Source organism: Liquorilactobacillus sp., from assembly GCF_047719775.1.
Lineage (GTDB): Bacteria > Bacillota > Bacilli > Lactobacillales > Lactobacillaceae > Liquorilactobacillus.
Map to the genome: position 1 here is coordinate 135,138 of NZ_JBDNTS010000002.1, position 25,587 is coordinate 160,724.

The window sequence follows — 25,587 nt, forward strand, 5'->3', positions numbered from 1 at the left end:
CTCAATCCCTCCTCGAATCTCCATCTATTCTACCCTACTAGAGGCTTCTTTCCAGGTGTTCCTGCTTTTCTTGGATATTTTGCTGGTGTTTTTTTGATTTTATCAATCTTAATAAGATGTCGTTCATCACCTGTGATGGGCAGTGTCAATTTATCGTCTTTGATGAACTTACCGCCTAATGTCTTAATTGCAAATTGTGCTTCATCAAGTTCCGTCCCTGCTTTTTGAGCTTTGAGTGCAACAAAGCTTCCACCCACTTTCACTAGAGGCAGACATAACTCGGTCAAAACATTGAGACGTGCAACGGCTCGGGCAGTCACAATGTCGAAACTTTCGCGGAATTGACTCTTCTTACCGGCAAACTCTTCAGCCCGAGCATGGAAGAAAGACACGCCGGTCAATCCAAGATTATCGGCTAACTTCTCCAAGAACAAGATTCGTTTGTTCAACGAATCCACAATTGTGATCTCAAGATTCGGAAAAGCTATTCTCAAGGGAATCGATGGAAAACCAGCCCCAGCGCCGACATCACATAGAGTTAATGATTCTACTTGTAACTGTGGAATCGCTACACCCGTCAAGAGTGAATCGAAGAAGTGTTTTAGATACACTTCATTTTTTTCAGTGATTGCTGTTAGATTCGTATGTGCATTAAAATCTACCAGTAACTGGAAGTATTGTTCATACTGTTCCATTTGATGGTCATCTAATTTTATTCCTAGGTCCAAAAGAGCCTGTTTAAATTCTGTTGGATTCATATTGCTCCTCTTGATATCTGCTTGTATTTTGTGAAACACAATTGTTTCACGAACTACTATTAGTTTATGATACTTTTACGCTTATTTCAAGGTCTCCTGCACAACAATCTTGGTGATTTTTTGTTTGCAAAATAAAAAACCTGCCAAAATTGGCAAGTTGATTTACCTTTACTTCACAAATTGTTTTTTCTTATAATAATCTCTCATACAACTCATTAAGACGGTCAACATCCCTGTCCTCTGGCAGTAACTCTTTCAACTGATTAATCATCGACAATACACCTTGTGTTTTTCCTTGGCGAATCATATCCAAGATTTGTGCCTTAACTTGATTGCCCAGTCGCTGCATCTCGGCAGCAATCTGCTTTTGTTTTATTTCAAGTCCTTGATACTTCTTGACAAGATGATCGACAATTGTTTTTGCTTCTTCATAGCAATTCAAGCCCCATCTAAGGTTAGCAAAATATAATGAATAATTACCATCATTTTGTTCTTCCAAAGCTCGTGCAAGAAAGACCGCAAATCTTGTTTCTGCAGGTAATAAATTAGAAGGTTCACCCGCCAAAAGCTCCGCATGATAGAGATACTGTGCACAACTCACAACACTTCGAGCATAAAATGGTAATTGCTCTTCAATACTTTCTGGCAGAACTTCTGCACTGAAGACAAACTCATGGTACAACAACTGCAATAACGATTCTCTGCGCTGTGATTTTGGCCAAACACTCATAATCTTTCGTGCAAATTCAGGAATCTCATCTTTTTTCGAACTCATTTGATGAACTACTGCAAGTGAAGCCTGATACCAGTCCTCTTGACTTATCTTATCAATTGCAAAAACTGGATCAATTCTCTTATTAATCAATTCAGCGAATAATTCTTCCTTAGGCAATGCACATGTTACTTTCTTTTTTCTGAGCGTTCTTAAAAGCACTTCAAATTCTCCGTTATTGCGTGCAATCAATAGTCGCTGCAGCAAAACAAAGTCATCATCTGAGTTCAACTTGGCAACAAAAGCCGCAAGCTGCTGTGCTTCAATACTGTCTTTTTGTTTTAAGATTACAATATCGCGTCCAAAAATATCTGGCAGTCGCCCATCATCGTTCAGCAACATATCATGCAATTGCTGTAATCCCTTTGAATCATTCTCCAAAAACAATGCTTCTAGTACGGTTCCAAGCAAGCGCGCAGTACTATCAAAATCGTCCTTCCACGGAATATATCTAGCAAAATGAATAATTGTCCGATAGTTCTTCTCAACCATTGATTTGATAAAGATCTTTACCATCATCTTTATTCCCATCTCAACACTGACGAGTGTTCTAAAATAAGCAGACGATTGATTGACAAATATACTTGGATGCGCAACAAGCCAGCGCACATTTCCCATGTAGTCTTCTAAGCGGCTACTTGCTTGTACAAATTTTTCCAAGCTCAATAAGGTAACAAAGATTAATTGATCAAGGACACATTTTTGATATTGATTCAGCTTAAACCTGTCGGCATACTCATCTTTGATATCAAGCGCTTCTTGCCAACAATCATTAAGCAAGCGTGCTTGAATCATATAACACATGAGTGAGAATGCATCATTTTTGTTTGTCGGATTCTTATTATCCACTGCAAAGAAATTCATTAACCCCTCCTCAGCAGTCTCAAAAACAACATCCCGTTCTTCTTTCGTATCCTTCTTCATGCCTGCAACCAACTGCGCCCACAGATGCATATCGTAAGGATTGCTTTCAAGCCCCTTGTGCATGATACTCTCATTACGCTCAAGCTTACCCGTAAGGCTCTTGCCCACATATCCAAAATGATGCATGAATACCTTTGTAGCCTTGGTTGGAATGTAGGTGGGGGACAAATATTCATGAATTGGACTCTTGAATTCCGTTTTTTCAGTCAAACGAACGCAACGTGTTTCAATATTCTTAGAATAATTTGTACCTTCTAAGTCTAAATAATTTCTGCGGATATACGAAAGTGAACCATACTTCGAATATTCCTTTTCATTATTGAAAAATGCGATTAACTCTGAAACATCATCGAACCATTCATCATCATCTAGAAACAAAAACCATTTGCCCCGTCCACGCTTCAAACCAGCATTGCGTGCCGCAGCAAAGTCGTTATTCCATTCATAGGGGACTACCAAATCAGCATACTCTGTTGCAACTTGTAGTGACCCGTCACTTTCTTCAGCCCCAACAGTATCGACAACAATCAGTTCACTAGGGACTTGATTCAATATTGGCAACAATGAATCCATGCACTTCTGGACACTCTCCAAGTGATTGGAAACAAGCAAAGAGATTGTTAAGACCGGCTGACTCCATTTAATTCGCTCCATCGGTTCATTCCTCTTATCAAATATTATTTTGCTGTGCCAGCACTTCTTGCCATGACTCAAGCAATTCACTCAGCATCTCAATAATCGGTCCAATTGGTTCCTTTGTCTTACCTAAATTTGCCTTAATAAGTTCACTATTCATAAAGTCGTATAAGTTAACCAAACTCTTTGGTAGTTCTCCAGCAACTTCTTGGTTAACACTTTGCTTTAATTCACTGATGATATCCTGCGCCTTAATCAGTTCATGATGAGCACCATTATTGTCAGATTTATCCAGTGCGAATTCCGCACGCTTTAGGCTCTTAATTGCACCTTCATACAAGAAAATAACCAGTTTTTCAGGTGAGGCTCCTAAAATCTGACTGCTTAGATAAACATCTTTGGCCTTACGTTTGTCTGTGTACATATTTTTTATACTCCTTTAGTACTTTATAAGTCCATATCAATTAACGCTGGACCTTCTTCTTGTTGCAAATAGGTCATTACAGTACTTTTTCGTGATTGATTTAACTTCTGAATATGATTCAATGTCGCTTGCTTTTTATCCTTAATCTGTGAGATAAGCTGTTCATAATTATGCTGCAGTTGCTTATACTCAGGCATACCAGCTAATCCATTCGGCCTAGCAGCACTCTGCAGTGTATCTAACAAGGTATTGGCTTTAGTAAGTGCTTCTTCATACACATCGGTCTCTTGCTGTAACAAACTATCTGCAAGCAACGAATTTATCTGCATTATTGTCTTCTTATAATTATTCACTTGCTTTCTCCTTAACTGCTACTGCTGCTTGACGATGTTAGACTCGTTACATAACTAAGCTGTGTCTCAGCTTTCATCATTGCAGTATCAAGCCGAGTATAGATGTCAACATAATGGTCCTTTTTAGCCTCAAGTGTTGTTGTGAGCGTTTTAATTTGGTCATTTAATTCAGAAGTTGAAGTTGTATATCCAGCCAGCTTAACTGCAATAGTACCCTTGTTCGTCGAAGTGTCTGACAAATAATTGTTTGCTAAGCTCCCGAGACTCGCAGCGTATCCTGATTCTGACTTTGTTGTACCAGTAATGCTCTTAGTTGACTGATAAAAGAAATTCTTGACTGCATCAGGATCGCTAGCTAATTGCGCATTGAACTTGTCTGTGTCAAAGCCAACTGTCCCATCATTATCAGTAATTGAAATCCCCAACTTGCTGGCATTCAAAGCTGTGCCATTCGTGGCTGAAGAAGTCATCAAGCTGCTCAATTGATTCTGAAGTCGCGTTAACTCGCTATCGCCAACAAGTGTTCCCTGGGTGTTATCCGAACTGCTTGGATCACCAACATCCAAGTCATCACTTATGAGGCTCATTAAACTATTATATTGACTGACCAATGTGCTAACAGCCGAAGTAGCTTTGGAGGTATCGTTCGTTAGAGACAGTGTCACTGCATCACTGCTGACTTTGGAGAGATTGATTGTGACTCCCTTGACTGCATCAGAGACTGAATTAGTATTACGTTCAATAGAAACACCGTCCAATTCGAATTTAGCTGTCTTTCCGGTTGTCGTTGTTGTCGCATCACTGCTCATCCCTAGTGAACTCAGAACACTATCACTGTCGGCCGAAACCGCGAGTGTCTTTGCTCCTGCAGTCTGTGCCGTTAGCACCAAGTGATTATCTACCAAGCTGGCCTTGACACCTGATTTATTGGTTTGTGCATTTATCTTATCAACTACATTACTTAATGAATCAGTAGCACTGATAGCTACATCAACCGAAGTTGCCGTTGTCGTACTGCTATCACTGCTGTTCAGGGTCAGCGTACCGCTAATACCAAGTGCTGTATCCTTATCTGTAGAGACTTGACTACCAATGACTTTAGTATTCGTTGCCAGCTGGCTGACGCTAAGCGAATATGTTCCTTCATCGGCCGCAGAGGTTCCTGAGATTGAAGCCACACTAGAATCAGAGGTTGTTGCAACTTTTGTATTGAAAGCATCGTCAGATTCTAGTGCTTGAACATCAGTCAAAAAATTGGTTAGCCGGCTTTTAATATCTCCCCATGCTGTCTGTTGTGAACTATTTGTCGTGATTTGAGTCTGTGCTTTTGTCCTGGCTACATAAGAAGAATCAGCCTGCAATAAAGACTCAATGGTACTTGCAGTGATACCTGAATATTGTCCCAATGTAGTACTAATTCCATCAGTAGTCGTCACACTAGTCATAATATCAATCCTTTCACTTTATAATATTTAAGTTAGCAAATTATGTGTTTATAAGCAATCCTTATGTATACGACAAAAGTCGAACCTGCATTCGACTTTTGAGCGCTATTGTATAACGATAAATCAGCGTGCTTAAGCTTAAGCTTAACCTTGAAGTAATGTAAGTACCGTATTAGGCATTGAGTTAGCTTGTGAAAGCATTGATGTCGCTGCCTGTGTCAAGATATTTTGCTTTGTAAATGTTGTCATTTCTGAAGCCATATCAACATCACGAATTTGTGAATTAGCATCTGATAAGTTCTCAGAAGTTGTTCCCAAGTTGTTGATTGTATGTGTCAAACGGTTTTGTGCGGCACCAAGGTCGGCACGTTGACCAGAAACAGTACTTACAGCCTTTTTAAGTGCTGTAATTGCTTGAGATGCTTTGCTAATATCAGCTGTTTCTTGTGCTGCGGTTGCATCAGTTGCTAAAGTTGTAGCACTAGCAACTATATCTGACAAACCAGAAACAGCACTTCCTGAAGCACCTACAGTTAATCCTGTAGTATCAATACCAAGTAGTCCTAAGTTTGTAATATCAGCAGCGGCCAATGTCGATGCTGAAGTTAAAGTTGTAACTGCTGCTGCTGCTGCCTGTACAGATGCAACTTCAGTAGAAGATGCAACTAATGACAATGAATCAATACTTAATGCACTTGCACTCATGTCACTAATTGAAACTGAAAGTGTTTGCCCAGCATTTGCACCAATCTGGAAACTAAATGTGTTATTACCACTCAAGAGATTCTTGTTATTGAATTCTGTATCCTTGCTGACACGTGTGATCTCACTTTGAAGAGCACCGAATTCCTTTTGGATATCCGTACGGTCACTATCTGATAGAGTACTGTTGGCACTTTGAACAGACAGATCACGCATACGTTCAATCATTGTTTGGCTTTCGCTAAGTGCACCTTCAGCTGTTTGAATCAACGAAACACCATCTTGGGCATTACGTGTTGCTTGAGTCATTCCACTGATTTGTGACTTCATGTTTTCTGAAATAGCTAATCCAGCAGCATCGTCACCGGCTTTATTGATACGTGACCCAGATGAAAGCTTTGACAAAGAATCACTTTTAGCTGCAGTTGCAGCATTCAAATTACGAAGTGTATCCATAGCAGAAATATTAGTATTTATACGCATATTTAATTCCTCCATTTTTTACGAGTTTATTTTGAGGCTTCCCCCTCATGTTTATAGATATCGGTCGAGTAATAAATTATTTAATACTCTTGTTAAGAAATATTCATAAAATTTGCTTTGAAGTGTAAATCAAAGTTATCCGGTGACTCCCTTTAATGAAGTTTTATTAAAATTTTTACTCTACCATGGTTTAATTCTTTCATTGATTACATACTATGAGACTTGATTTACATCACATCTACCAAAAATCACACAAACAAAGAAACTATCGTGACCAAGAAAAAAATAGCGATTGCGAGAAAGAGAAGTGCAAAAATCAACTTGCCGATTTTGTGATATGGGTTAATTGCAATCCCATAGCCAAAAACTTTTGGTACGAACAGTGGTGTATTAGGCTCGTCCGCATACTTTTGATAGACTTGCTTCAGGAAATTATAAGAAACGTAAAGCGATGCAAGAATTAACAGTGACATAACCAATGTCAACGATTTGACCACACCTGTTTGATTTTCAAAGAATGACATTGCAAAAGCCGCTATAATGACCAATGTTAGCAATATCAAGAGTGACCAAGAATATTTCTTATTAGCCTTTTTGATATTAATTAATTCGTAATCCGTTTCAACTTTCTTCATCAGTTGCTTATCTCCCTTCATAATATCAAGTGAAAAATTGTAATAATTGCTGAGCTTAATTAATGTTGGCACATCAGGAAAGTTCTTCCCATTTTCCCAATTAGAAAGCGTCTGTCGCGAAATAAATAAATCATCCGCAACTTCTTGCTGTGTTTTCCCCAAGTGTTTTCTTTCTTGAATCAGAATCTTGGCTAATTCCATAATTATCACCCCTCTCTTACAACAACTACGCTATTAAATAATGAAGAAAATGTCTAGCAAATCTTTTTTGCAACCGCATGATTACTAGAAAAAAAATTATGCGGATTGGAACTTTGCACACCTAAAATACATTTTGACCAAAGTGTAATCATTAGCCGTAAAATAATCAAAAATGCTAGAATATAACTGATAATTATATTAAAGAGGTGCGGAAATGAAAATATTTATTGTTGGAGCCACAGGACGTGTCGCTACTAAATTAATTGAACAATTAGCGTTGGAAGACCATGAGATTTTGGCTGGTGCCAGATCTCCAGAAAGAGTCTTGCAGAATCCACATGTTACACCATTAAAGTTGGACCTGCACGATGAACTTGAAACCTTGTCAAAAATTATCAAGGACGCAGATGCAATTTATTTCGTCGCTGGATCACGCGGCAAAGACTTACTACAGACCGATGCCTTCGGTGCTGTTAAAATAATGCAAGTTGCAAAGAAAAATCATATTAATCGGTTTATTATGCTTAGTTCCGCCTTTTCTTTAGAACCAGAACAATGGAAGAAGAGAGGTATGGAAGATCTTTTGAATTATAATATTGCTAAGTTCTTCGCCGATAATTACCTTGTCCATCAGAGCAAGTTGAACTACACCATCTTACAAGCTGCCGCATTGATTGAAGAAAAGGGTTCTCACAGAATTGCTCTTAATGAGAATAGTGGAACAAAGAATACAATTCAAAATGTTGCTGAGACACTGGCTGCCATTATCAAGTTCGACAATACCAGCAAAAAGATTATTAAAATGAGCGATGGAAAAACACCTATTGATGAAGCTTTAACGCAAATATAGATTCAGGTTGCTTGATTTTAACCGTAAGCACCCAATAACCGACCGTCATAAAGCTTAACATTCAATGATTCTATGAGTGAACTGTAGGGTTTATAACTATCAAATGAACCCCAAAAAATTAGACAAAAAATCTAACTTTTGGGGTTCATTTTATTATTAGTCAACTCTTTTTACCTAGTGGATGTATATCGTAACCACTGTGAATAATCCAAAAAAAATGCCCGGAACATTGGCGATTATTACAGGCCAATCTTTATATGTTTTGTTCCAGCCATAGCCAGTCCATAACGAAGCATTCACCATTGCTACAAACGGTTGTAGAAACCCGACTGGATGCCCTGAAAAATTACTAATAATTTGAGGAATATATGAAATATACATCGCAATGCACATAACGGTTGCCAGTTTGCTTAATAATTTGAGACGCCTAATCCTATCAGCGGATACAGCAGTTTCTCCTTCTGGGTATTTTGATGTGTCAATTCTCATATGTTTTTCTCCTTATTGGTTAAAGTATACATTACAGCTTAACATTGTTTTTTGGAAACGTAAAAATTAATGGGGAGAAAAGACAATTGAGTAACATCCATACATTATATCTTACTGTAAATTATAATCCATTTTTTCGTTGCTCCGATGGCAATTCTTTATAAAATTCAAAGTATTTTTTGTAAAAAAAACTATAGTTTGAAATTCCGACAGCCTGCGCAATTTGGTTAATCGGGAGTGTTGTTGAGGTAATTAGGACGTTTGCCTGTGTTAACCTTTTTTTTAATACCGTTTCTGAAAATGACCTTCCAACTTCCTTCTTAAAGAGGTTGCTGAAATAGTTTTTATTGTAATTATATTTTTCAGCTACTTGTTTTAGGTTAATATCAGTGTAGTTTTTGTCGATTTCGTCTAGTACCTCAATCATTATTTTCCTTGTTTTACTTTGCGGTTCATTTTCTAAAATACGATAATTTCTGACCAGATTTGTGATTAAAATTTGTAAACACGCCTTGATAACTGTATCTGAAAATTCCCTCTTCAAAAAATATTCTTCAATAATTTCATCCATTATCTGTGAAATCTTGTAATTTTTTGCCGTTCTAAAAATCAAAAAATCTTTTTTTTGATTTGACTTCATTGAGCTTTTCAATAAAAAATCATATAAAACGCTGCGACTTCGCCTTAGGTCTTTCAATAAATCAATGTTGATATTGCTATTTCTAAATAAAATATTAATCAACAAGTCACTCTCACTAAGTGCCCCAATCGAATGTGTTGCTCCAACATCTAATAATAATAAATCTCCTTTATTCAACACAATCTTTTCTCCATCTACTGATTGAGCAGATTTCCCCTCGAGCATGTAATTGATTTCTAAAAAGGAATGTGAATGAGTTGGATAAGGTGCAAATCTGTTGTGCTTACTTATATAAATATCCTTGTTCTTAAAAAAATAGTTATTTAGAACCTTGAAACTGTTCGTTTGACCTATTCGTTCAATTGTATTTGCTGGTATTTCTTTTAGATAACACTCATCTTGCTTTTGTTTAGTTTCAATTGGATTTAAAGTTCTTAACATGGTCATAACTCTTCGATTTAACATTTTTTCATCCCCCTAGAATTACTCAAAAGGTCAATAGAAGTATATAATTTTAACGACTCTTTGAACATTACTTTTAAAGAATGGGTACCAAAAAAGCGCATTCATTTATAGCTTAACAAATCTTAAAAGAAAGTCAAAGTCTCATTGCGATACTCCTTATCTTAAATCTTGTCTCATGTTAAAGTCGTTTTATCGCTTATAAGACACTCTCTAAATCATCCAATTTAAAATCATTGTAATTGTCACAACAGAGAAGATGGTACTGACTAAAGTACAGATAGAAACATATTGTGGTTTTTTGTCAAACTCAATTGCATATAGTGTAGTGTTTGCCGCACTAGGCATCGCTGACATTAGTACAAGTACAACCATCATACTGTAACTAAGCATTAGCATAGTTGCTATAAAGTAAGCTATCAGTGGAGATATTACCAATCTAAATAAGCATGCCCACCCTGCTGTACGCCAATCTACTTTTTGAAAGTGAATCTCTGCCAATTGCATCCCTAAGACTAACATGATGATTGGTATTGTTGCATTCCCTATTAAGTTGACACTTTTCATAAGAAAATTGGGTACCACAACATTACACTTATTTAATAAAATTGCTGGTAATATAACATAGTTCATCGGTTGCTTAAAAATATTTGTCAAGGGCTTCCTTATCCCTGAACTCTTATCAGATGCCACATATATTCCTACTGTTCCCATCAATATATTATGAAAAATCATAATTGCCATTCCATATTGTAATTCCTTGCTACCAAAGGCAAACATTATTATAGGTATCCCGAAATTCCCACTATTCGGAAAACAAATTGATAACAAAAATGCATCCCTCTCATCCTGATCTAACCCCCAAAAACGGCTAAACACTACTCCTATGATAATTAACAGTATCAATATTATACTTGTCACAATGATAATGGTTACGAATTTACTATTGATGGAGTATTTATAAAATGTTTGAAATACCAAAAAAGGAAGAAGCAAATATATAGCTATATTTGAGAGTGGCTTAATAGCCATCTGTGTTTTTATTTTGAAAATAAATCCACTAGCAAAAATTAATATCACCGGCAGCATCACATTCTCAAAAATATTCATCATTTCATCCCCACCATATAATCTACATTAAAAAAATAAAGCCACTGTAACTTTTCTTAGTTACTTGACTTTATTCTTATTATTTTCCTTAAATAAATGCTGGATTTGCAACAACATTAAATGCCGCAGCTAATTCCTTCAATTGTTCATCAGAGATAGACTGTCTAATCTCTCCGCCTTGTGCCCCAATTTGTGAATAGATCGTTGCAGCTTTTTCAACCGTTTCGATCAAGCCAAATGTCTCATCTAAGTCTGAACCTACTCCAAACAACCCATGATGTGGCCACATTACTACACGAAAATCTTGCATTTTACTTGCCGTTGCCTTGCCAATAGCTGTCGTGCCCGGTGTCATATATGGGATCAAACCTACACCTTCTGGAAAGACTACCAAAGATTCTGCTTGCATCTTCCACAAAAGTCGTGAGATATGTCCCTCGTTTAAATCTTGTGTGAATGACAATGCAATCACATTTGTTGGATGACAATGCATTACAACTCTATGAGTCTTATCAAATTTTAATCTTTCAATATGTGTCATCAAATGACTTGGAAATTCTGATGTTGGCTTACCGCCATCTTCAAAGCCCCACAATAAATCTGCCTTTTGACCATCAGATGTAATCTGAACCAAGCCTAAGTCAAGTGTTGGTTGATTAACTACATTTCGGAAATACCGTCCTGTTCCAGTAACCAAGAAATATTCCTTTGCTAATGGAGATGCATCAAAGCCAAGCACAAAAGTTTTTTTAACTTCTTTAACATCAGCAAAATCAGCTAAATCGGTGCTATCGATTCTCAATGAAACATTGCCACCATTGCGTTCGTCCCAGCCATGTACGTAGGACTCATGGGTAACTTCGCATATTTTCTTTACAAATTTTGAATTTACAAATTTAGTCATTATACTTTTCTCCCTAGTTTATGTCTGTTGTTTGCATTTAATTGCGTTTAAATAAAACATCTTTTTCATACTGATGGATATCTTCCAACCAATCAGTCCCAACTGGTGTCTCGTTTTCTAAACAGAATTCATCCCAAACTGCACCAAATGGATACGCCTTGAGCTCTTCTGTAACAGCTAAACGTGTTGTAAAGTCATAACTTAACTCAGCTTTTTTCAGTTGATCAATTGGTGCCAACATTGCCTGCAATAAGGCCTTTTGCGTTGCACGTGCTCCAATTACCCAAGCAGCCACGCGGTCAATCGTCGCATCAAAGAAATCAAGCCCAATATTTGTTCGTTCTAATTGGTTGTCTCGTACCAATGAACGTGCAATTCGTATCAATGCATCGTCCATAATCACAACATGATCACTATCCCACCGAACCGGTCGTGACACATGCAACATCAACCCCTTACCAAATGGTAAGAATGCTGAAAACTTATCTGAAACATCTTCTGTTGGGTGCCAGTGACCTGCATCAATCGTCCATAACTTATCACGGCTAATTGCGTAATTGTTATAGAAGAGATGTGAACCAACTGTATATGATTCAATTCCAGTCCCAAAGAGTTTCCCTTCAACTGCCTCAATAGTATTTTTCTCTTCGTACTTTTTCGCAAAAACTTCATCGAGTGATGCAATTAAACGTTCTCTTGGGCCTTGCTTGTCGATTGGATTATCTTTGAAACCATCTGGAATCCAAAAATTATTAACTGATTGTTGCCCTAATTCTTTACCAAAATAATTTGCAATTTCTCGCGACTTCTTACCAACTTCAATCCAGTAATCACGAATTTGTTTTTCAGGACTAGCAAGTGTGAAATTATGCTTTACTTTTGGATGAGAGAAGAAGGTTGGGTTCATATCAAGACCAACACCTTCTTTTTTAGCCCAGTCTACCCAATACTTAAAATCCGCTGGCCCAATTTCATTGAAATCCTTCTTCTGATCAGTTACTGCATATAATGTATGCAACTGGACTTTATGTTTACCAGGAATCAAGGTAAGTGCCTTATGCAAATCGGCTGTCAATTCATCTGGTGTCCGTGCAATTCCTGGGAAATCTCCACTGACTCCAATTCCACCTGTTAATTCTTGATCAGGGTTTAAGAATCCGTGAATATCATCGCCTTGCCAGCAATGCATTGAGAGCTTAACCTTCTTTAGTTGTGCAATCACTTTATCTGTATCAACGCCAATTTCTGCATATCTTTCTTTAGCTGTTTTGTATGCCCTTTCAATATTCTCTGCTTTAACCATTTAAAACTCCTCCTTTAATCTAAGTGAAATACTTCGTGTAAGTCTAAAGTTACCGGACTTTTGTCTTCATTAGTATCCATGATTGGTTCCATATATGCCCACCATTTTTTACAATCATCAGACTGTGCGATAGCGTTATATTTCTCGACATCGTCAACTTCTAGATAAGCAAATAAATTTCCAGTTTCTTTATCAAGGAATATTGAATAATTATGTGCCCCAGCATCTTTCAAAGCTTCTCGCATTTTTGGAAAAAGATTATTATGTCGTTTTTCATACTCTTCATACATATCACGATAAACATGCATTAACTGTCCCATTCTAACTGTCAACCAAATTACCCCCTTTATATTTTTCATTCTTCAAAAACTTTTTGTAATCATCTAGGATATTAGAATATTTTTCTCTCTCAGGAACAAACTTGTCTATCTTAAATGAATCACTAATTATTTGACGAGCAAGATAAATATTCAAAATATCACCTTTCGTAATCATTTGAACCATAATGTTTCCAATCGCTGTCGCTTCACTCGGACCTGCATATACGTCAACGCCACTCACCGTTGCTGTCAGTTGATTCATTAAATCTACATTTGAACCACCACCAACGATGTTCAAACTATCAATGTGATAGCCCAAAATATCATCAAGAATAGATAATTCATTTGCATAATATAGTGACAGATTTGAATAGACAGCCATTGCGAGTTCTCCCGGTGATTCAGGAACCTTCTGTTTAGTTTCACGACAATATGCTTGAAGTTCTGCTATCATATTCTCTGGATTCTGAAAACGAGCAGCATTTATATCTATGAATTGTTGGAATGGTGGCTCTCTTTTTGCTAAAGCTGCTAAAGCTGCAAAGCTGTACTGATTATTCAACTCTTTTTTTATATTTTGAATGACCCACAATCCCATAATGTTTTTCAAAAAACGGTAAGTTCCGTACGCTCCCCATTCATTTGTATAGTTTTGTTCAAAAGCCTTTTCTCCATTTTCTGGAGTATTAAGTTCTGCACCAATCAGCGACCATGTCCCAGAACTTAAATACGCCCACCGCTGGCCCAGAGCAGGTGTACCAATAACAGCCGAAGCAGTATCATGTGTTGCTACTGTAACTACCTCGGTTTGAGGCAAACTATACTTTTTGACTAATTGCTGACTAATATCACCTAGAATCGTTCCAGCTTCTACTAATTTTGGAAATTGAGATTGTTTTACATTAACACTTTTCAATAAGTTATTATCAAATAGGCCTTCGCGCAGACTTAGCATCTGTGTTGTTGACGCATTTGTAACTTCAGTAACTGCTTTCCCAGTTAAAATAAAGCCAATGTAGTCTGGAATCATCATTATCTTATCTGTTTTGGCTAACAATTCTTTGTCCTCTTCAAATAATTGATAAAGTGTATTAAAGTCAAGAAACTGAATTCCTGTTTTTTGATAAATATACTTTTTTGATAATGATGTCGTTAACCTTTCTATGCTTCCATGAGTTCTATTATCACGATAAGAAATCGAATCCTGTAATTTGTTTCCCTTTTGGTCAACCAAAACATAATCAACCGCCCAAGTATCAATCCCTAGAACAACTGAATCATATCCAGCTTTTTTAATTTTTTCTAAGCCAATTAGAATTTCTTCTATTAATTTGTCAATATCCCAACAATCATGTCCTTTATTGTGAACAAAACCGTTTTTAAACCGATGAATTTCTCTCAAGCTTAATTTGTTGTCGACTAGTTTTGAAAGCATTAATCGACCACTTGAAGCCCCTATATCAACAGCAACATAAGTTTTACTCATAAGTCATGTCACCCTTATCCCTTCAATTGAAAATTTTATTCTTGTTTGTCACCATAACGTTCTTTTGTAATTTGTGATAAAGTTTTACCACGTGTTTTAGGTGTCCATAAGATTCCAACAATTAACGATACCAGAAGCAAAATAATCATTGCAGTTCCTGCAATTTTAAAACCTAAAGAAGATAAAATAATTGGAAATACAATTGACCATATCCCTGCTGTCCCACGAACAATGAAGAACATAAATCCTTGCGAACCAGCCCGATACTTAGTAGGGAACAATTCAACAGCCCATAGTGCATACCATGCTTGAGCTCCAATTCCAGCTGAAATTCCCCAAATGATAACAAACGCCAACAATGCTAACCAACCAAAACCAATATATGTTAGAATTACCCATGAAATCACTGCCATGCTTGCACCTATGAAGAAGAATGAGCGATGATTAACTTTATCTCCTAAAAGGGCAAAGCCGAAGTATCCAGCAAGGGCTGTGAAAATCCATAATACTGCTTGTAACATATTTGCTTGCGTATTATTCAATCCACCCACTGTTTCATATACGAATGGCATGAAGAATCCCATCGCACCTGCAACTAAGTTCCAGAATACGTAAACCCCACATAAGAATAGAATACTTTTAACTGATATCATATTGGCAAAAAGATCACGGTAGGGATGATTCTCAACTGGCGATCCCAATTCTTTTTTCTTTTGATTGATCCAATCCTGTGATTCTGGTAACTTTTTTTGTAAATTCCATGCAATAAAAGCTACTACTGTCAAGAAAGCAAAAAGTAATCTACTCCCCAATAGGCCTAGTGGAGCCAATAAGGTACCTGATATAAAAATAATTACTGGTCCCATTGACCATGCAAATTGTGAGATACCAATATTATGAGCCCGATTAGTGTCACCTGAGGTTTCCCCAATGTATGTCCACGAAGCAGGAACTCCCGCACCAACTGCGATACCTGTTACTAAAAAGCCTAGTAAAAGCATTGGGAAATTAACTGAAAAAACGACTATTAATGTTCCTAACATATAAATCAACATGTCATAGGTATAAATCATCTTTCGTCCATACTTATCTGAAAGTCTTCCACCAATAATTGCACCTAACGCTGACCCAAATGCATTTGCACTTAGAGCCCCCAACAATCCAACATCAAAATCAGATAATCCAAAAGATTTTTGCCATAGTGTTAAACCCGATGCACCCGCTACAATTGATCCAGAATCCAGAAAATTGGTTAACGATACAGCCCAAGTTGACCCATTTGAACTTTCTTTTGCCATGCTGCCACCCCTTGTCATTTTTCGGATATCCATTTTGTATACAAATAGATTACACCATTGAATGTATCCGTTTACAATATCAAAAAGACAGTCTTTTTATGTCATATATACATAATTAAAGACTGGAAAAATAATCTAAGATAATCACTCTTAGCAAGGTAAATTTTCCCGTAGCTATATTCCATCAGAATTTTCCCCTCAAAAAAACTGGATCAAAATTTAAATTTTGATTCAGTTCCTCTATTTATTCCGTATAAATATGTTCTTATTGTATAGGTTTTCTTAAATCATGAGTAACTTAACCTCATTAATTATTCTGGTTGATACTCCTCATCAATAACCAAAACGGGTTTAATTGTCTTTCCCATAACTGAGTCATTGTTTGCTTGATTAATATCAGTAAATTTGTAGAACTTTTCGGTCTTGTCAAAGTCAAACATCCCTAATTTATAAAATTCAATCAACCGTGGAACATCAATTTGCGGAATCGAATCACCCATATTGACACCGACAACTTTACGATCAGAAGTACACAAGTCATTCCAAGAACTCATTGTAATGTTATTTGCAGTTACTGCAATCAAAGCAGTTGTTCCACCTTGTGCTAGCGCATTAATTGCTTGTAACATAACAGATTCAATTCCTGTTGTATCAACAGTAAAGTCCACCCCGTAACCATTCGTTAACTTTTGAATGGCTGCGACTGGGTCTTCCTCCTTACTATTGATTGCCTGAGTTGCACCAAGTTCTTTGGCTAACTTAAGCCTTTCTGGTACAACATCTACCGCAATCACTTTTGTGCACCCAGAAATTTTTCCTGCCATCATCGCTGCCAACCCAACTGCGCCAGTGCCAAAAACGGCAATTGTTTGCCCTGGTCTTGGCTTCAAAGTATTAAAAACAGTACCACTACCAGTTACATAACCACAACCTAAAGGTCCAAGTTTACGCAAATCAAGCTTTTTATCAACCTTAACTGCATTGCGTTGATTCACAACCGTATGTGTTGTAAAAGATGACTGGTTAAACATATCACTAATATGCTTGCCATCTTTAAGGAAGTGATCAGTCCCATTTGCGCGTACTCCACTCAAATTATACTTGGCATAGCTGCGACATTGCGTGGGTATTCCTTTCAAACAATTGTCACATGTACCATCAGAATAAAATGATAACACTACATGGTCACCAATTGTAAAATCTTGTACTTGTGAACCAATCTTTTCAACAATTCCGGCACCTTCATGCCCTAAAATTACAGGATAGCCTAAGGAAGCATCCCCCTTACGTATTGCCTCATCTGAATGACAAATTCCACTTGCTATCACCTTGATTTGTAAATCTGTCGGCCCCATATCTGCTAGTTCAATATTATTCTTGATTACAAACGGGTCACCAACCTTATTAACTACTGCTGCACTGATTTTCATGATACTTATCCCTCCTTGAATTAGTGAATTATTTAACTATCCAGCTTTATTATATCCATAGAACAAGCGCTTTCAATGACAAATCTACATCTGTTAAATAACAAATTTACATATTGTAAATCACTAAACTTCAAATTAATGCTGAAAATACAATGCATAATCTAGCTACTAACTTAATATAAATAATTATTAAAAATTAGTTATTTGTATCACAAATAATCTAACACACTTTATCTTTTTCTCTTAACAAATATCAAGATAACTAACTGTATTATTGCTACAACTATAAAAAAGACTGCTAAAACAATCAAAGAAACTACTCTTGTCTTTGGCGTTTGAACTGCGCCCGAACCATCAATCCTTCTCGTCATCAAAATAAAACTCAGCACGCCAAAAATTAGTAACCAAATTAAGTTACTCAACCACCACATTTTTAATTTCATATCGCTAACTACTCCTTTTTTGGTAGTAGTATGTACTAAACAATTGCCATAATAGAATTAGGCTGTTTATAAAAGTTGTAGTTTGAAAACTAAAATTATTTAAAATATCATTAATAAATGTACAACTTAAAAATACGGTTAGACTAAATATCCGCATTAAAATTTGTATTTTACTATCTGCGAACTTAGTTAAAAAAACTAGCATGATGCTTAACAAGATCAATCCGTCCATTACTAACAATGCCCGTGAATTTGAAGCTATAGTCAATCTGCTGGTGATTAATGTTACTAACAACAGCAACGGATAAAGCAAAGTTGCAGTAGAATTACTTTTTTCAACCTTTTCTTTATCTCCTCCACTAATTAGTTCATCCGTTGTAATTCCGTAAATATTCGCCAATTTTTTTATCAGTATAACATCTGGTAAGTGTCTCCCAGTTTCCCAATTAGAGACTGCTTGACGTGAAACATGCAATTTTTTGGCAACAGCAGCTTGAGTGAGTCCATTTTCTTGTCGCTTATACTTTAAGAGTTCTGATATCTTGGCTACAACCATACATACTCCTCCTCAAAATTAACGTGTCTCTATTCTAATAGCAAGACAGACATCCTGTCATCGCTGTTATACTCTTATTTCTTGTCTATAATTAAAACTTCCTTTTTATCAACAATCTTACTACTCTCATCGAAGCTTATTTTCAACACATACGGAGTAAAACACTGTAGTCTGATAAAATCTGAATATCCAAATCCATTATCAAAATGATTAAGCATAGCACTTAAGGCAGCTCCATGAGTTGAAAATAATATAGTTTCTCCTTGATGCTGTTCAAGAATCTTACTAAGTACCTTCATATTTCTTTGCTGTAAACTATTCATTGATTCGCCGTTTTTTTCATGGAAATCAAAGTTTTCCCATCTTTTTTTAAGTAGCATATCCCCATTTTCGCCAATATCACCGCGAACCCTTTCTTTTAAGCATTCGTCTGTGTGTACTTTAAGCTTTTTTTCAGAAACTAGTGGTTCAATTGTCTGTAAAGTTCTCTTGTAGGGGCTTGAGATACAAAAGTCAAAAGAGATATTCTTAAGCGAATCAAGTACCGCTAAAGAATCATCTCTTCCTACTTGAGTTAATGACATCGTTGCATCATCTGCCCAAGAATAATCTGGCAATGCATGACGAACAAAATATATATTTGTTAGCATATAATTCTCCTTTGTAAAAACTAATATTTAAAAAATTATATTCTGAATACCAGATATACACAACAATCAACAAGAAAATGTACCATAAGTAGATAAATTTTGACTTATAGAACACGTTTATCTGGAATAAAAAAACCAGATCAAAATTTAACTTTTGATCCAGCTCTATAATTTACTATCCAGGATATCTAATCTAAAATTATCTTGCAAATCTTGTTCTACCAAACGCCAGACAGCCTTTAATTCCTGCATCATTACCGAGTTTTGCCGGAATTATATATTTGTCTACATCTATAATATCGACATAATTATTCATGTCTCTTAAAAAATATTTCCTAACTTTAGGATACAGTTGTTGCTGACTAGAGACACTTCCACCAAAAATCAAAATATCGGGTGATAATGTTAACGTATAGTTCACACAGGCTTTAGCAATATATCTTGCTAATAAATCCCAAACTGGATTATCCTTCTTAATTTCAAAGCCTTCCTTACCAAGGCGTGCTTCAATTGATGGCCCTGAAGCAAGCCCTTCAAAGCAGCCATCATGATATGGACAAACACCCTTAAAATCAAGATCCTCGCTTTCTTTAGGCAAAAGGATATGCCCTGATTCTAAGTGCGAATCTCCTGAAAAAATATTTCCATTCTGAATGAACCCTCCGCCGATCCCAGTTCCAATTGTGGAATAGAAAATATTTTTATACCCTTTACCATTACCAAACACATATTCTCTGTAGGCCGCAATGTTAACATCCGTTGTCAAAATGATTTCAACCTTCAGATATTTTTTGATATACAATACAAGATTGAAATTCTTCCATAATAATTTAGGAGTGTCTTTAATGCAACCATAGTCATTCTTAAATTTATTAATGACTACTGGTCCAAAAGAACCGATTACTAATCCATCAATTTCTTTATTTTTGAAGAAGTCTATTACATCATTGAGTGTCTCTTGGGGTCCTCTAGTTGAAAATTTGACACTCTCACGAATTTCTCCTACCGTGTTACCTACAGCGCAAACAAATTTTGTTCCCCCTGCCTCAATTGCTCCTATCATAATTTTCCTTTCTCTAGATAGAATTTATCTAAGTTGGTCACACAGACTATAGATACTCTGCTCGCCACGGATCGAGGTCTTTATATAGTTCTGCTTTCCCAATTGCATTAAACAACGCATTTTTATGGTGAACAACCTTTTTAGCTTCAACAATACATACTGGGAATAAATTATTTGGATCCCAGCCTTCATCACTACTCAATACTTCACGTGCCTTCTTAAAGAATGCATATTTATAATCCGAAGAAATATTGACTTTAGAAATACCAGTCTTAACAGCTTCAGCAATTTGCTCATCTGGATTTGACGAACCACCATGCAATACTAACGGATTATTAACAACTGCCATTATATCTTTTAAGATATCAATCCGAATTTTCGGAGTCACATCTGAAGGATAAATTCCATGCGCTGTCCCAATTCCAATTGCTAATGTATCCACACCTGTTTCTTCAACAAATTTTTTAGCATCTTCAGGTTGCGTATAAATACCATTTTGTAAATGATTTTCTATATGATTACCTGTTTGGCCAATCGTTCCTAACTCTCCTTCAACTGATACTCCAACCAAATGACACATATCAACCGTTTTTCTAGTAATAGCTACATTTTCTTCCCAAGTGGCTAGTGAACCGTCAATCATTACTGAACTAAAGCCATTATGAATCGCACGAGCAACATTATTGATAGTATCACCATGGTCTAGGTGTAAAACAAACGGAACCTTGCTGTTCTTGATTCGTTGTAATACATAAGCGAAAAAGTCATCCTTTGCATATGCCATTTCAGTGGGGTGAACGGCAATAATTGCAGGAGCATTATCAGCTTCACATTGTTCAACTGCTGATTTTAATAATTCAGCGTTTGAGACATTATAAGCACCGACTGCAAAGTGATTTTTTTTAGCAACAGCGAGCATCTGATTCATATTTAATAGCATAGTTTATATCTCCTTAGTTTTTATAGTTTATTATTTTATTGCGGCTTGGTTAGTTGATCCAGAAATTTCGATATAGCTTTGCACCATCTCCTTAGCTGCAAAAATTGTATTTGTCATTAAATCAACATATTCGCGGTTGCGTTCATTTTCTTGTTGTTCAAAAATCGAATCAGCTTGGACTTTCATGACATCAGAACCAACATTCACTTTATTGATGCCAAGCGAGATCGCCTTTTTGATATTTTTAGTGCCACAACCTGATCCTCCATGTAGCACTAAAGGAATATGGGTTGCTTTCTTTATTTTTTCAATAATACTGAAATCAAATTTTGGAACAAAATTTTCAGGCATAATTCCATGGCTTGATCCAAACGAGATAGCTAAAGCGGTTACATTTGTTTCTTGAATAAACTTGATAGCTTTTTCAGGATCTGTATACATATTAGCTTGTGTAAGCTTTTCCCCAGATACCGTCCCCATATTGCCCATTTCTGCTTCTACACTCACCTTGCACATACTTGCAGCTTTCACTATTTCTTTAGTTATTTGTACATTTTTACTATAGCCATATTCTGCAGCATCAATCATTACACTTGAAAAGCCTGCAGCGATACTCTTTAGTACATATTCCTTAGACTTGCCATGGTCCAAATTTATGGCAACATCAACTTTGGCTGTTTCGGCCATTTTAATGACACTTGGTAAAACATATTCTGCCCTAATATGTTTTTGTAGATGCTCCATTAACAAATCAATTATAATCGGGGCATTTTTTTCTTCCGCAGCAAGAATCGTTGCATACGCACTTTCTAAGTTAAAGCAATTAATTGCCAGCACCGCATAATCATTCCTATTAGCCTTATCTAACATGCTCTTCATTGATACATACATTTTCAGGCTCCCTTCCGTTAACTAATTTTGATATCATCTAAATTAATTTCCTCCTCTTCGTCACTTCTCACAGTACCCCCTTGCTCCTCTGGAACCCTTCTTTTCCAAAGAAATAAAATGACTCCCGTAGCTAAAGAACCAATTAGTAGTGCTACCAAGAACAGCACTGGTTTATTCATTGCAGGTACAATGAATAGACCACCCGAAGGTACTGGGCTTTCAACTCCCCAGGACATTGACAAGCCGCCACCAATTGCAGCACCTATTGAACATGAGGCCACCATGCGAATCAAATCAACTGCTGCCAATGGAATAACACCCTCAGTAATCATGACAATTCCCATTGGAAATGCAATCTTTATATTGTCTTCTTCTTCTAAGGTATAAATTTTACGCTTGAAGACCCTAGAAAATACCCAAGAAAGTGAAACCCCAAAAGGAGGAACCATTGAAGCCAAAATTTTGACTGCTTCAGGTTGTTTAACCCCCTGCAATAACAACCCATCTGCAAATAGAGATGCAACTTTATTAACTGGTCCTCCAAAGTCAAATGCTGCCATCCCTCCTAAAATAGCACCAAATGCGAAACGTGCTGAACCTTGCATACTATTCAAAAACGAAGTTAATGCGTTAGTTGCCCAGACTATCGGTTGCCCCACAATGAAGAACATTACTATCCCCATAACTATTGATGCAAGTAATGGAATAATCATCATTGGAACCAAGCCCTCAGCCCATTTTGGAACTTTTATATACTTAACTAGAAGTAAAACTACCCAACCTGTTAAGAACCCTCCTAACATTCCACCCAGAAACCCAGCACCAATGTTATAAGAAATAATACCGCTTAATAAACCTGGTGCAATCCCCGGTCGATCTGCAATGGAGTATGCAATGGCCGCTGAAATGACAGGTGCTAACAGTCCCATTCCCCAAACACCTAAAGTCGTAAATGTTGAAGCAACAGAATAATTACCTGTAAATTTCGTAATCACTGAACCACCCATTAAGTTACCAATAGCAATCAATAACCCGGAAGCAACCACCAGTGGTAACATATACGAGATAGCCGTCATAGCGTGTTTCCTAAGTTGCATTTTTTTTAACATTTTTACCCGCCTCCTATTTGCAATATTTACAACTTGTCTATAATAGTTTGGAGCAATTTTTTAGGTGCCTTAATTGCAGTGTTCGTCGGCACTTCTACGACTCTTTTACCGGCAAAACGTTCACTCCCTCCAATTTTTATATCAATCACCAAGAGAACAAAATCAGCTTCTTTGATTTGTTCCGCTGTCAATTTGTTTTCTGTACCAATCGTACCTTGAGTCTCCATATGAATTTCATAGCCTAATTCTTGTGCTGCTTTCATAATTTTTTCGCGCGCAATATACGTATGTGCAATCCCAGATGTGCATGCTGCAATCCCAACAATTTTCATAACTTATACCTCCTTGGTTTTTCTATTTAGTAACTTAATTAATTCTTCCTTATCTTTAATTTCATGAAGTTTTGTAATAAAATTATCATCTGCTAATAAAATTGCTACTTTTTGTAATAAGCGGATATGCAGTGTATTAGCATCAGTATCTTTCACCGCAAATAAAATAATTACACTTACCAGTTCATCATCCAAAGACTCCCACTCTATACCATGCTGGCTAATGCCGATTGCTAAAGAAGTGTTCTTAACGGCTTGGGATTTCCCATGCGGAATTGCAATTCCTTGCCCCAAACCAGTAATACCTTCTGACTCCCGAAGCACCACATCATCAATAAAGGCTTGACGATCCGTAACATCTCCTTTAATAACTAATAATTCAGTTAATTCTTCAATGGCCTCTTTCTTTGTATCCGCTCTCAGATCAACTGAAATTAATTCTGTTGTAATAACATCAGAGATATTAAAATCCACATTTTCATTTTTCATTTATTTTTCAGCTCCCTAATTAATCTCTCTACATTTTTTTGATCATTTTTATTAAACATAGCACTTACCAATATTGACGGCTTACCCACAACTTCGTTAAGAACAATGGAAGAAATTATTAAGTCAATTTGCTTATCATAATTTTCGGAGTTTTTCCGATATTGTCTCAATGAAACCACATCTTCTATTTTTAAATCTGGAAAAGCACGATGAACTTTTACCTTTAAAAGTTCTGAAGTTCCAACTCCACTTGCACACATGATTAAAACACATAATGATTTAATCTCTTGTTCAACGGCTTTAGCAAAGTAAAGAGTAATAAATCCAATCTCATCGTCAGATAAAGTTTCTCCAAAATATTGAATGAAAATCTTATTGACCGCGATTTTAACAATCTCAAAAATTTCAGAATATTCATTTTTGATATCCGGCAATAATCTATTACTAACAAAAATTTTATTTTTTATACGATTTAACAATGGTTTTATATGATTAATTAATTCTATTTTTAACTTAGTAGTGCTGATACTGCCCTTATAATTATCCAAAACTGTCTCAATAATTTGATAAGTTATCTTTTCGACCTCATCCGAATAATTAGGTTCATTCTCGGAGTTGGAAAAAAGGCGGGATGAAATTAAATACTGCAGTAAATAATATTTTTCTTGATTTGGTAATTCATGGCCTAAATAACTTGAAAAATTATTTATTAATTTACTAGAAATTTGGTACAAATAACCATTCGCTTCAATCGTATTTTTTTGACCATTGATATCAAAATCACTATCATCAGAAGAAACCTCAATTCCACTGCGATATCGATTTATTAAAATACATAAGTGGGAAAAAATATTAATATTGTACGGATAGGGAATTATAGAATTTAACTGTTCTTCAATTGAATGGAATTGTTCAACCACAAATCTCATGTCATATTTGTTTAATAGTGAAAAATCTTTGTTCAGCAACTCCTCATCAATATCATTTATTCGAGGCACATATCGTAAGAGTGCTCTTCGAATTGCCAATTCATTACCCATTACTCCCACAAAACGATTTTGTCGAATTATGCTGATTTTATATTTACTCAACTGTGACTTAATAAAAGTTAAATCACCATTCATAACCGCTTCACTCACATAAAATTTTTCAAAAAGATAATCCACACTTATTTTTCTTGGTGATTTCATTAACAGCTTCAACAAAATTTCATTGCGTCGTTCAACTGGAGAAAAATCACTAATTTGTTTCGTATTAGATTTTTCTTCAAGATACTTATCATAATCTAGACGATATCCCTTTCCTTTTTCGGAAATAATCAATTTGTTATTATCACAATCTCTGTTAATTTTATCTACGTACCGTATTATGGTTCTTTTAGAAATTTTAAGCTTTTTAGCAATGGTTCCAGAAGACAAGTAATTATCTTGTTGACTTAGAAATTCAAGCAGGGATTGTTTCCTTTCCTCAAAAGTCATATATTCACCTA

Annotated in this window: 27 protein-coding genes; 1 reads left to right on the forward strand and 26 read right to left on the reverse strand. The window is 36.2% G+C overall.

Annotation, left to right across the window (positions count from 1 at the left end; all coding sequences use genetic code 11):
• Positions 1 to 29: 29 nt before the first annotated feature.
• The 7 genes from rsmG to ABF682_RS01810 all read right to left on the reverse strand — a co-directional run bounded on the left by rsmG (position 30) and on the right by ABF682_RS01810 (position 7,333).
• Positions 30 to 758: a 16S rRNA (guanine(527)-N(7))-methyltransferase RsmG gene (rsmG, locus tag ABF682_RS01780; RefSeq protein ID WP_289979945.1), complete on the reverse strand. Its 729-nt coding sequence runs from the start codon at positions 756 to 758 to the stop codon at positions 30 to 32.
• Positions 759 to 948: 190 nt separating this feature from the next.
• Positions 949 to 3,108 (reverse strand): glycosyltransferase, encoded by a 2,160-nt coding sequence (locus ABF682_RS01785; RefSeq protein WP_415618820.1) that lies wholly within the window; start codon positions 3,106 to 3,108, stop codon positions 949 to 951.
• A gap of 16 nt (positions 3,109 to 3,124) precedes the next feature.
• Entirely contained in the window at positions 3,125 to 3,514 is a 390-nt protein-coding gene (fliS, locus tag ABF682_RS01790) for a flagellar export chaperone FliS (protein ID WP_415618821.1), read from the reverse strand.
• Between the two features lie 23 nt (positions 3,515 to 3,537).
• Positions 3,538 to 3,867 carry a hypothetical protein gene (locus ABF682_RS01795; RefSeq protein WP_415618822.1) on the reverse strand — a complete coding sequence of 110 codons (330 nt, stop codon included), beginning with the start codon at positions 3,865 to 3,867 and terminating at the stop codon, positions 3,538 to 3,540.
• Between the two features lie 11 nt (positions 3,868 to 3,878).
• Positions 3,879 to 5,312 (reverse strand): flagellar filament capping protein FliD, encoded by a 1,434-nt coding sequence (gene fliD, locus ABF682_RS01800; protein WP_415618823.1) that lies wholly within the window; start codon positions 5,310 to 5,312, stop codon positions 3,879 to 3,881.
• Between the two features lie 144 nt (positions 5,313 to 5,456).
• Entirely contained in the window at positions 5,457 to 6,497 is a 1,041-nt protein-coding gene (locus ABF682_RS01805) for a flagellin (RefSeq protein WP_415618824.1), read from the reverse strand.
• Between the two features lie 248 nt (positions 6,498 to 6,745).
• Positions 6,746 to 7,333, reverse strand: coding sequence for a helix-turn-helix transcriptional regulator (locus tag ABF682_RS01810; RefSeq protein WP_415618825.1), 588 nt, complete (start codon positions 7,331 to 7,333; stop codon positions 6,746 to 6,748).
• A 214-nt stretch (positions 7,334 to 7,547) separates the two neighbouring features.
• Here ABF682_RS01810 and ABF682_RS01815 point away from each other — a divergent pair, with 214 nt between their 5' ends.
• Positions 7,548 to 8,183, forward strand: coding sequence for an NAD(P)H-binding protein (locus ABF682_RS01815; RefSeq protein ID WP_415618826.1), 636 nt, complete (start codon positions 7,548 to 7,550; stop codon positions 8,181 to 8,183).
• Positions 8,184 to 8,357: 174 nt separating this feature from the next.
• On the opposite strand, the gene ABF682_RS01820 is transcribed toward ABF682_RS01815, so the two are convergent.
• The 19 genes from ABF682_RS01820 to ABF682_RS01910 form a co-directional block, all read right to left on the reverse strand.
• Positions 8,358 to 8,672, reverse strand: coding sequence for a SemiSWEET family transporter (locus ABF682_RS01820; RefSeq protein ID WP_289979965.1), 315 nt, complete (start codon positions 8,670 to 8,672; stop codon positions 8,358 to 8,360).
• Between the two features lie 121 nt (positions 8,673 to 8,793).
• The gene (locus tag ABF682_RS01825; RefSeq protein WP_415618827.1) at positions 8,794 to 9,777 is read right to left on the reverse strand and encodes an AraC family transcriptional regulator; all 984 of its coding nucleotides are present in this window, start codon (positions 9,775 to 9,777) and stop codon (positions 8,794 to 8,796) included.
• 210 nt (positions 9,778 to 9,987) lie between these two features.
• Positions 9,988 to 10,887 carry an AEC family transporter gene (locus ABF682_RS01830; protein WP_415618828.1) on the reverse strand — a complete coding sequence of 300 codons (900 nt, stop codon included), beginning with the start codon at positions 10,885 to 10,887 and terminating at the stop codon, positions 9,988 to 9,990.
• An 85-nt stretch (positions 10,888 to 10,972) separates the two neighbouring features.
• Positions 10,973 to 11,788, reverse strand: coding sequence for a rhamnulose-1-phosphate aldolase (gene rhaD, locus ABF682_RS01835; protein WP_415618829.1), 816 nt, complete (start codon positions 11,786 to 11,788; stop codon positions 10,973 to 10,975).
• Positions 11,789 to 11,825: 37 nt separating this feature from the next.
• Positions 11,826 to 13,091, reverse strand: coding sequence for an L-rhamnose isomerase (locus ABF682_RS01840; protein ID WP_289979971.1), 1,266 nt, complete (start codon positions 13,089 to 13,091; stop codon positions 11,826 to 11,828).
• Positions 13,092 to 13,105: 14 nt separating this feature from the next.
• Positions 13,106 to 13,423 (reverse strand): L-rhamnose mutarotase, encoded by a 318-nt coding sequence (gene rhaM, locus ABF682_RS01845; RefSeq protein ID WP_289979973.1) that lies wholly within the window; start codon positions 13,421 to 13,423, stop codon positions 13,106 to 13,108.
• A complete protein-coding gene (gene rhaB, locus ABF682_RS01850) occupies positions 13,413 to 14,897 on the reverse strand; it encodes a rhamnulokinase (RefSeq protein WP_415618830.1) in 1,485 nt (494 codons plus the stop codon). Before rhaB ends, rhaM begins: the two co-directional genes overlap by 11 nt.
• Positions 14,898 to 14,932: 35 nt before the next feature.
• Positions 14,933 to 16,195, reverse strand: a complete 1,263-nt coding sequence (locus ABF682_RS01855) for an MFS transporter (RefSeq protein WP_289979976.1) — start codon at positions 16,193 to 16,195, stop codon at positions 14,933 to 14,935.
• Positions 16,196 to 16,506: 311 nt separating this feature from the next.
• A complete protein-coding gene (locus tag ABF682_RS01860) occupies positions 16,507 to 17,625 on the reverse strand; it encodes an NAD(P)-dependent alcohol dehydrogenase (protein ID WP_289979977.1) in 1,119 nt (372 codons plus the stop codon).
• A gap of 230 nt (positions 17,626 to 17,855) precedes the next feature.
• Positions 17,856 to 18,068 (reverse strand): DUF3923 family protein, encoded by a 213-nt coding sequence (locus ABF682_RS01865; protein WP_289979978.1) that lies wholly within the window; start codon positions 18,066 to 18,068, stop codon positions 17,856 to 17,858.
• 4 nt (positions 18,069 to 18,072) lie between these two features.
• Positions 18,073 to 18,624, reverse strand: coding sequence for a helix-turn-helix transcriptional regulator (locus ABF682_RS01870; protein ID WP_415618831.1), 552 nt, complete (start codon positions 18,622 to 18,624; stop codon positions 18,073 to 18,075).
• 74 nt (positions 18,625 to 18,698) lie between these two features.
• A complete protein-coding gene (locus ABF682_RS01875; RefSeq protein WP_415618832.1) occupies positions 18,699 to 19,274 on the reverse strand; it encodes a histidine phosphatase family protein in 576 nt (191 codons plus the stop codon).
• Positions 19,275 to 19,473: 199 nt separating this feature from the next.
• Positions 19,474 to 20,337 carry an ROK family protein gene (locus ABF682_RS01880; protein ID WP_415618833.1) on the reverse strand — a complete coding sequence of 288 codons (864 nt, stop codon included), beginning with the start codon at positions 20,335 to 20,337 and terminating at the stop codon, positions 19,474 to 19,476.
• A gap of 46 nt (positions 20,338 to 20,383) precedes the next feature.
• On the reverse strand, positions 20,384 to 21,277 hold the full coding sequence (locus ABF682_RS01885) for a ketose-bisphosphate aldolase (RefSeq protein ID WP_415618834.1): 894 nt from the start codon (positions 21,275 to 21,277) through the stop codon (positions 20,384 to 20,386).
• A 30-nt stretch (positions 21,278 to 21,307) separates the two neighbouring features.
• On the reverse strand, positions 21,308 to 22,168 hold the full coding sequence (locus ABF682_RS01890; protein WP_415618835.1) for a class II fructose-bisphosphate aldolase: 861 nt from the start codon (positions 22,166 to 22,168) through the stop codon (positions 21,308 to 21,310).
• 17 nt (positions 22,169 to 22,185) lie between these two features.
• Positions 22,186 to 23,277, reverse strand: a complete 1,092-nt coding sequence (locus ABF682_RS01895; protein ID WP_289979988.1) for a PTS fructose transporter subunit IIC — start codon at positions 23,275 to 23,277, stop codon at positions 22,186 to 22,188.
• A 26-nt stretch (positions 23,278 to 23,303) separates the two neighbouring features.
• Positions 23,304 to 23,609: a PTS fructose transporter subunit IIB gene (locus ABF682_RS01900; protein WP_289979989.1), complete on the reverse strand. Its 306-nt coding sequence runs from the start codon at positions 23,607 to 23,609 to the stop codon at positions 23,304 to 23,306.
• Positions 23,610 to 23,612: 3 nt separating this feature from the next.
• Entirely contained in the window at positions 23,613 to 24,098 is a 486-nt protein-coding gene (locus ABF682_RS01905) for a PTS sugar transporter subunit IIA (protein WP_289979990.1), read from the reverse strand.
• The gene (locus ABF682_RS01910; protein ID WP_415618836.1) at positions 24,095 to 25,576 is read right to left on the reverse strand and encodes a BglG family transcription antiterminator; all 1,482 of its coding nucleotides are present in this window, start codon (positions 25,574 to 25,576) and stop codon (positions 24,095 to 24,097) included. Before ABF682_RS01910 ends, ABF682_RS01905 begins: the two co-directional genes overlap by 4 nt.
• Between the last annotated feature and the right edge of the window lie 11 nt (positions 25,577 to 25,587).

Excerpts from the sequence above, each read along its gene's own strand:
- fliD (WP_415618823.1), bottom strand. The coding sequence starts at position 5,312 with ATGACTAGTGTGACGACTACTGATGGAATTAGTACTACATTGGGACAA.
- ABF682_RS01870 (WP_415618831.1), bottom strand. The coding sequence starts at position 18,624 with ATGGTTGTAGCCAAGATATCAGAACTCTTAAAGTATAAGCGACAAGAA.
- ABF682_RS01875 (WP_415618832.1), bottom strand. The coding sequence starts at position 19,274 with ATGCTAACAAATATATATTTTGTTCGTCATGCATTGCCAGATTATTCT.
- ABF682_RS01900 (WP_289979989.1), bottom strand. The coding sequence starts at position 23,609 with ATGAAAATTGTTGGGATTGCAGCATGCACATCTGGGATTGCACATACG.
- ABF682_RS01860 (WP_289979977.1), bottom strand. The coding sequence starts at position 17,625 with ATGAAAATCAGTGCAGCAGTAGTTAATAAGGTTGGTGACCCGTTTGTA.
- rhaB (WP_415618830.1), bottom strand. The coding sequence starts at position 14,897 with ATGAGTAAAACTTATGTTGCTGTTGATATAGGGGCTTCAAGTGGTCGA.
- ABF682_RS01805 (WP_415618824.1), bottom strand. The coding sequence starts at position 6,497 with ATGCGTATAAATACTAATATTTCTGCTATGGATACACTTCGTAATTTG.
- ABF682_RS01810 (WP_415618825.1), bottom strand. The coding sequence starts at position 7,333 with ATGGAATTAGCCAAGATTCTGATTCAAGAAAGAAAACACTTGGGGAAA.
- fliS (WP_415618821.1), bottom strand. The coding sequence starts at position 3,514 with ATGTACACAGACAAACGTAAGGCCAAAGATGTTTATCTAAGCAGTCAG.
- ABF682_RS01840 (WP_289979971.1), bottom strand. The coding sequence starts at position 13,091 with ATGGTTAAAGCAGAGAATATTGAAAGGGCATACAAAACAGCTAAAGAA.
- ABF682_RS01895 (WP_289979988.1), bottom strand. The coding sequence starts at position 23,277 with ATGTTAAAAAAAATGCAACTTAGGAAACACGCTATGACGGCTATCTCG.
- rhaD (WP_415618829.1), bottom strand. The coding sequence starts at position 11,788 with ATGACTAAATTTGTAAATTCAAAATTTGTAAAGAAAATATGCGAAGTT.
- ABF682_RS01865 (WP_289979978.1), bottom strand. The coding sequence starts at position 18,068 with ATGAAATTAAAAATGTGGTGGTTGAGTAACTTAATTTGGTTACTAATT.
- ABF682_RS01885 (WP_415618834.1), bottom strand. The coding sequence starts at position 21,277 with ATGCTATTAAATATGAATCAGATGCTCGCTGTTGCTAAAAAAAATCAC.
- ABF682_RS01785 (WP_415618820.1), bottom strand. The coding sequence starts at position 3,108 with ATGGAGCGAATTAAATGGAGTCAGCCGGTCTTAACAATCTCTTTGCTT.
- ABF682_RS01815 (WP_415618826.1), top strand. The coding sequence starts at position 7,548 with ATGAAAATATTTATTGTTGGAGCCACAGGACGTGTCGCTACTAAATTA.
- ABF682_RS01820 (WP_289979965.1), bottom strand. The coding sequence starts at position 8,672 with ATGAGAATTGACACATCAAAATACCCAGAAGGAGAAACTGCTGTATCC.
- ABF682_RS01910 (WP_415618836.1), bottom strand. The coding sequence starts at position 25,576 with ATGACTTTTGAGGAAAGGAAACAATCCCTGCTTGAATTTCTAAGTCAA.
- ABF682_RS01880 (WP_415618833.1), bottom strand. The coding sequence starts at position 20,337 with ATGATAGGAGCAATTGAGGCAGGGGGAACAAAATTTGTTTGCGCTGTA.
- ABF682_RS01830 (WP_415618828.1), bottom strand. The coding sequence starts at position 10,887 with ATGATGAATATTTTTGAGAATGTGATGCTGCCGGTGATATTAATTTTT.
- ABF682_RS01825 (WP_415618827.1), bottom strand. The coding sequence starts at position 9,777 with ATGTTAAATCGAAGAGTTATGACCATGTTAAGAACTTTAAATCCAATT.
- ABF682_RS01905 (WP_289979990.1), bottom strand. The coding sequence starts at position 24,098 with ATGAAAAATGAAAATGTGGATTTTAATATCTCTGATGTTATTACAACA.
- ABF682_RS01890 (WP_415618835.1), bottom strand. The coding sequence starts at position 22,168 with ATGTATGTATCAATGAAGAGCATGTTAGATAAGGCTAATAGGAATGAT.
- ABF682_RS01855 (WP_289979976.1), bottom strand. The coding sequence starts at position 16,195 with ATGGCAAAAGAAAGTTCAAATGGGTCAACTTGGGCTGTATCGTTAACC.
- rsmG (WP_289979945.1), bottom strand. The coding sequence starts at position 758 with ATGAATCCAACAGAATTTAAACAGGCTCTTTTGGACCTAGGAATAAAA.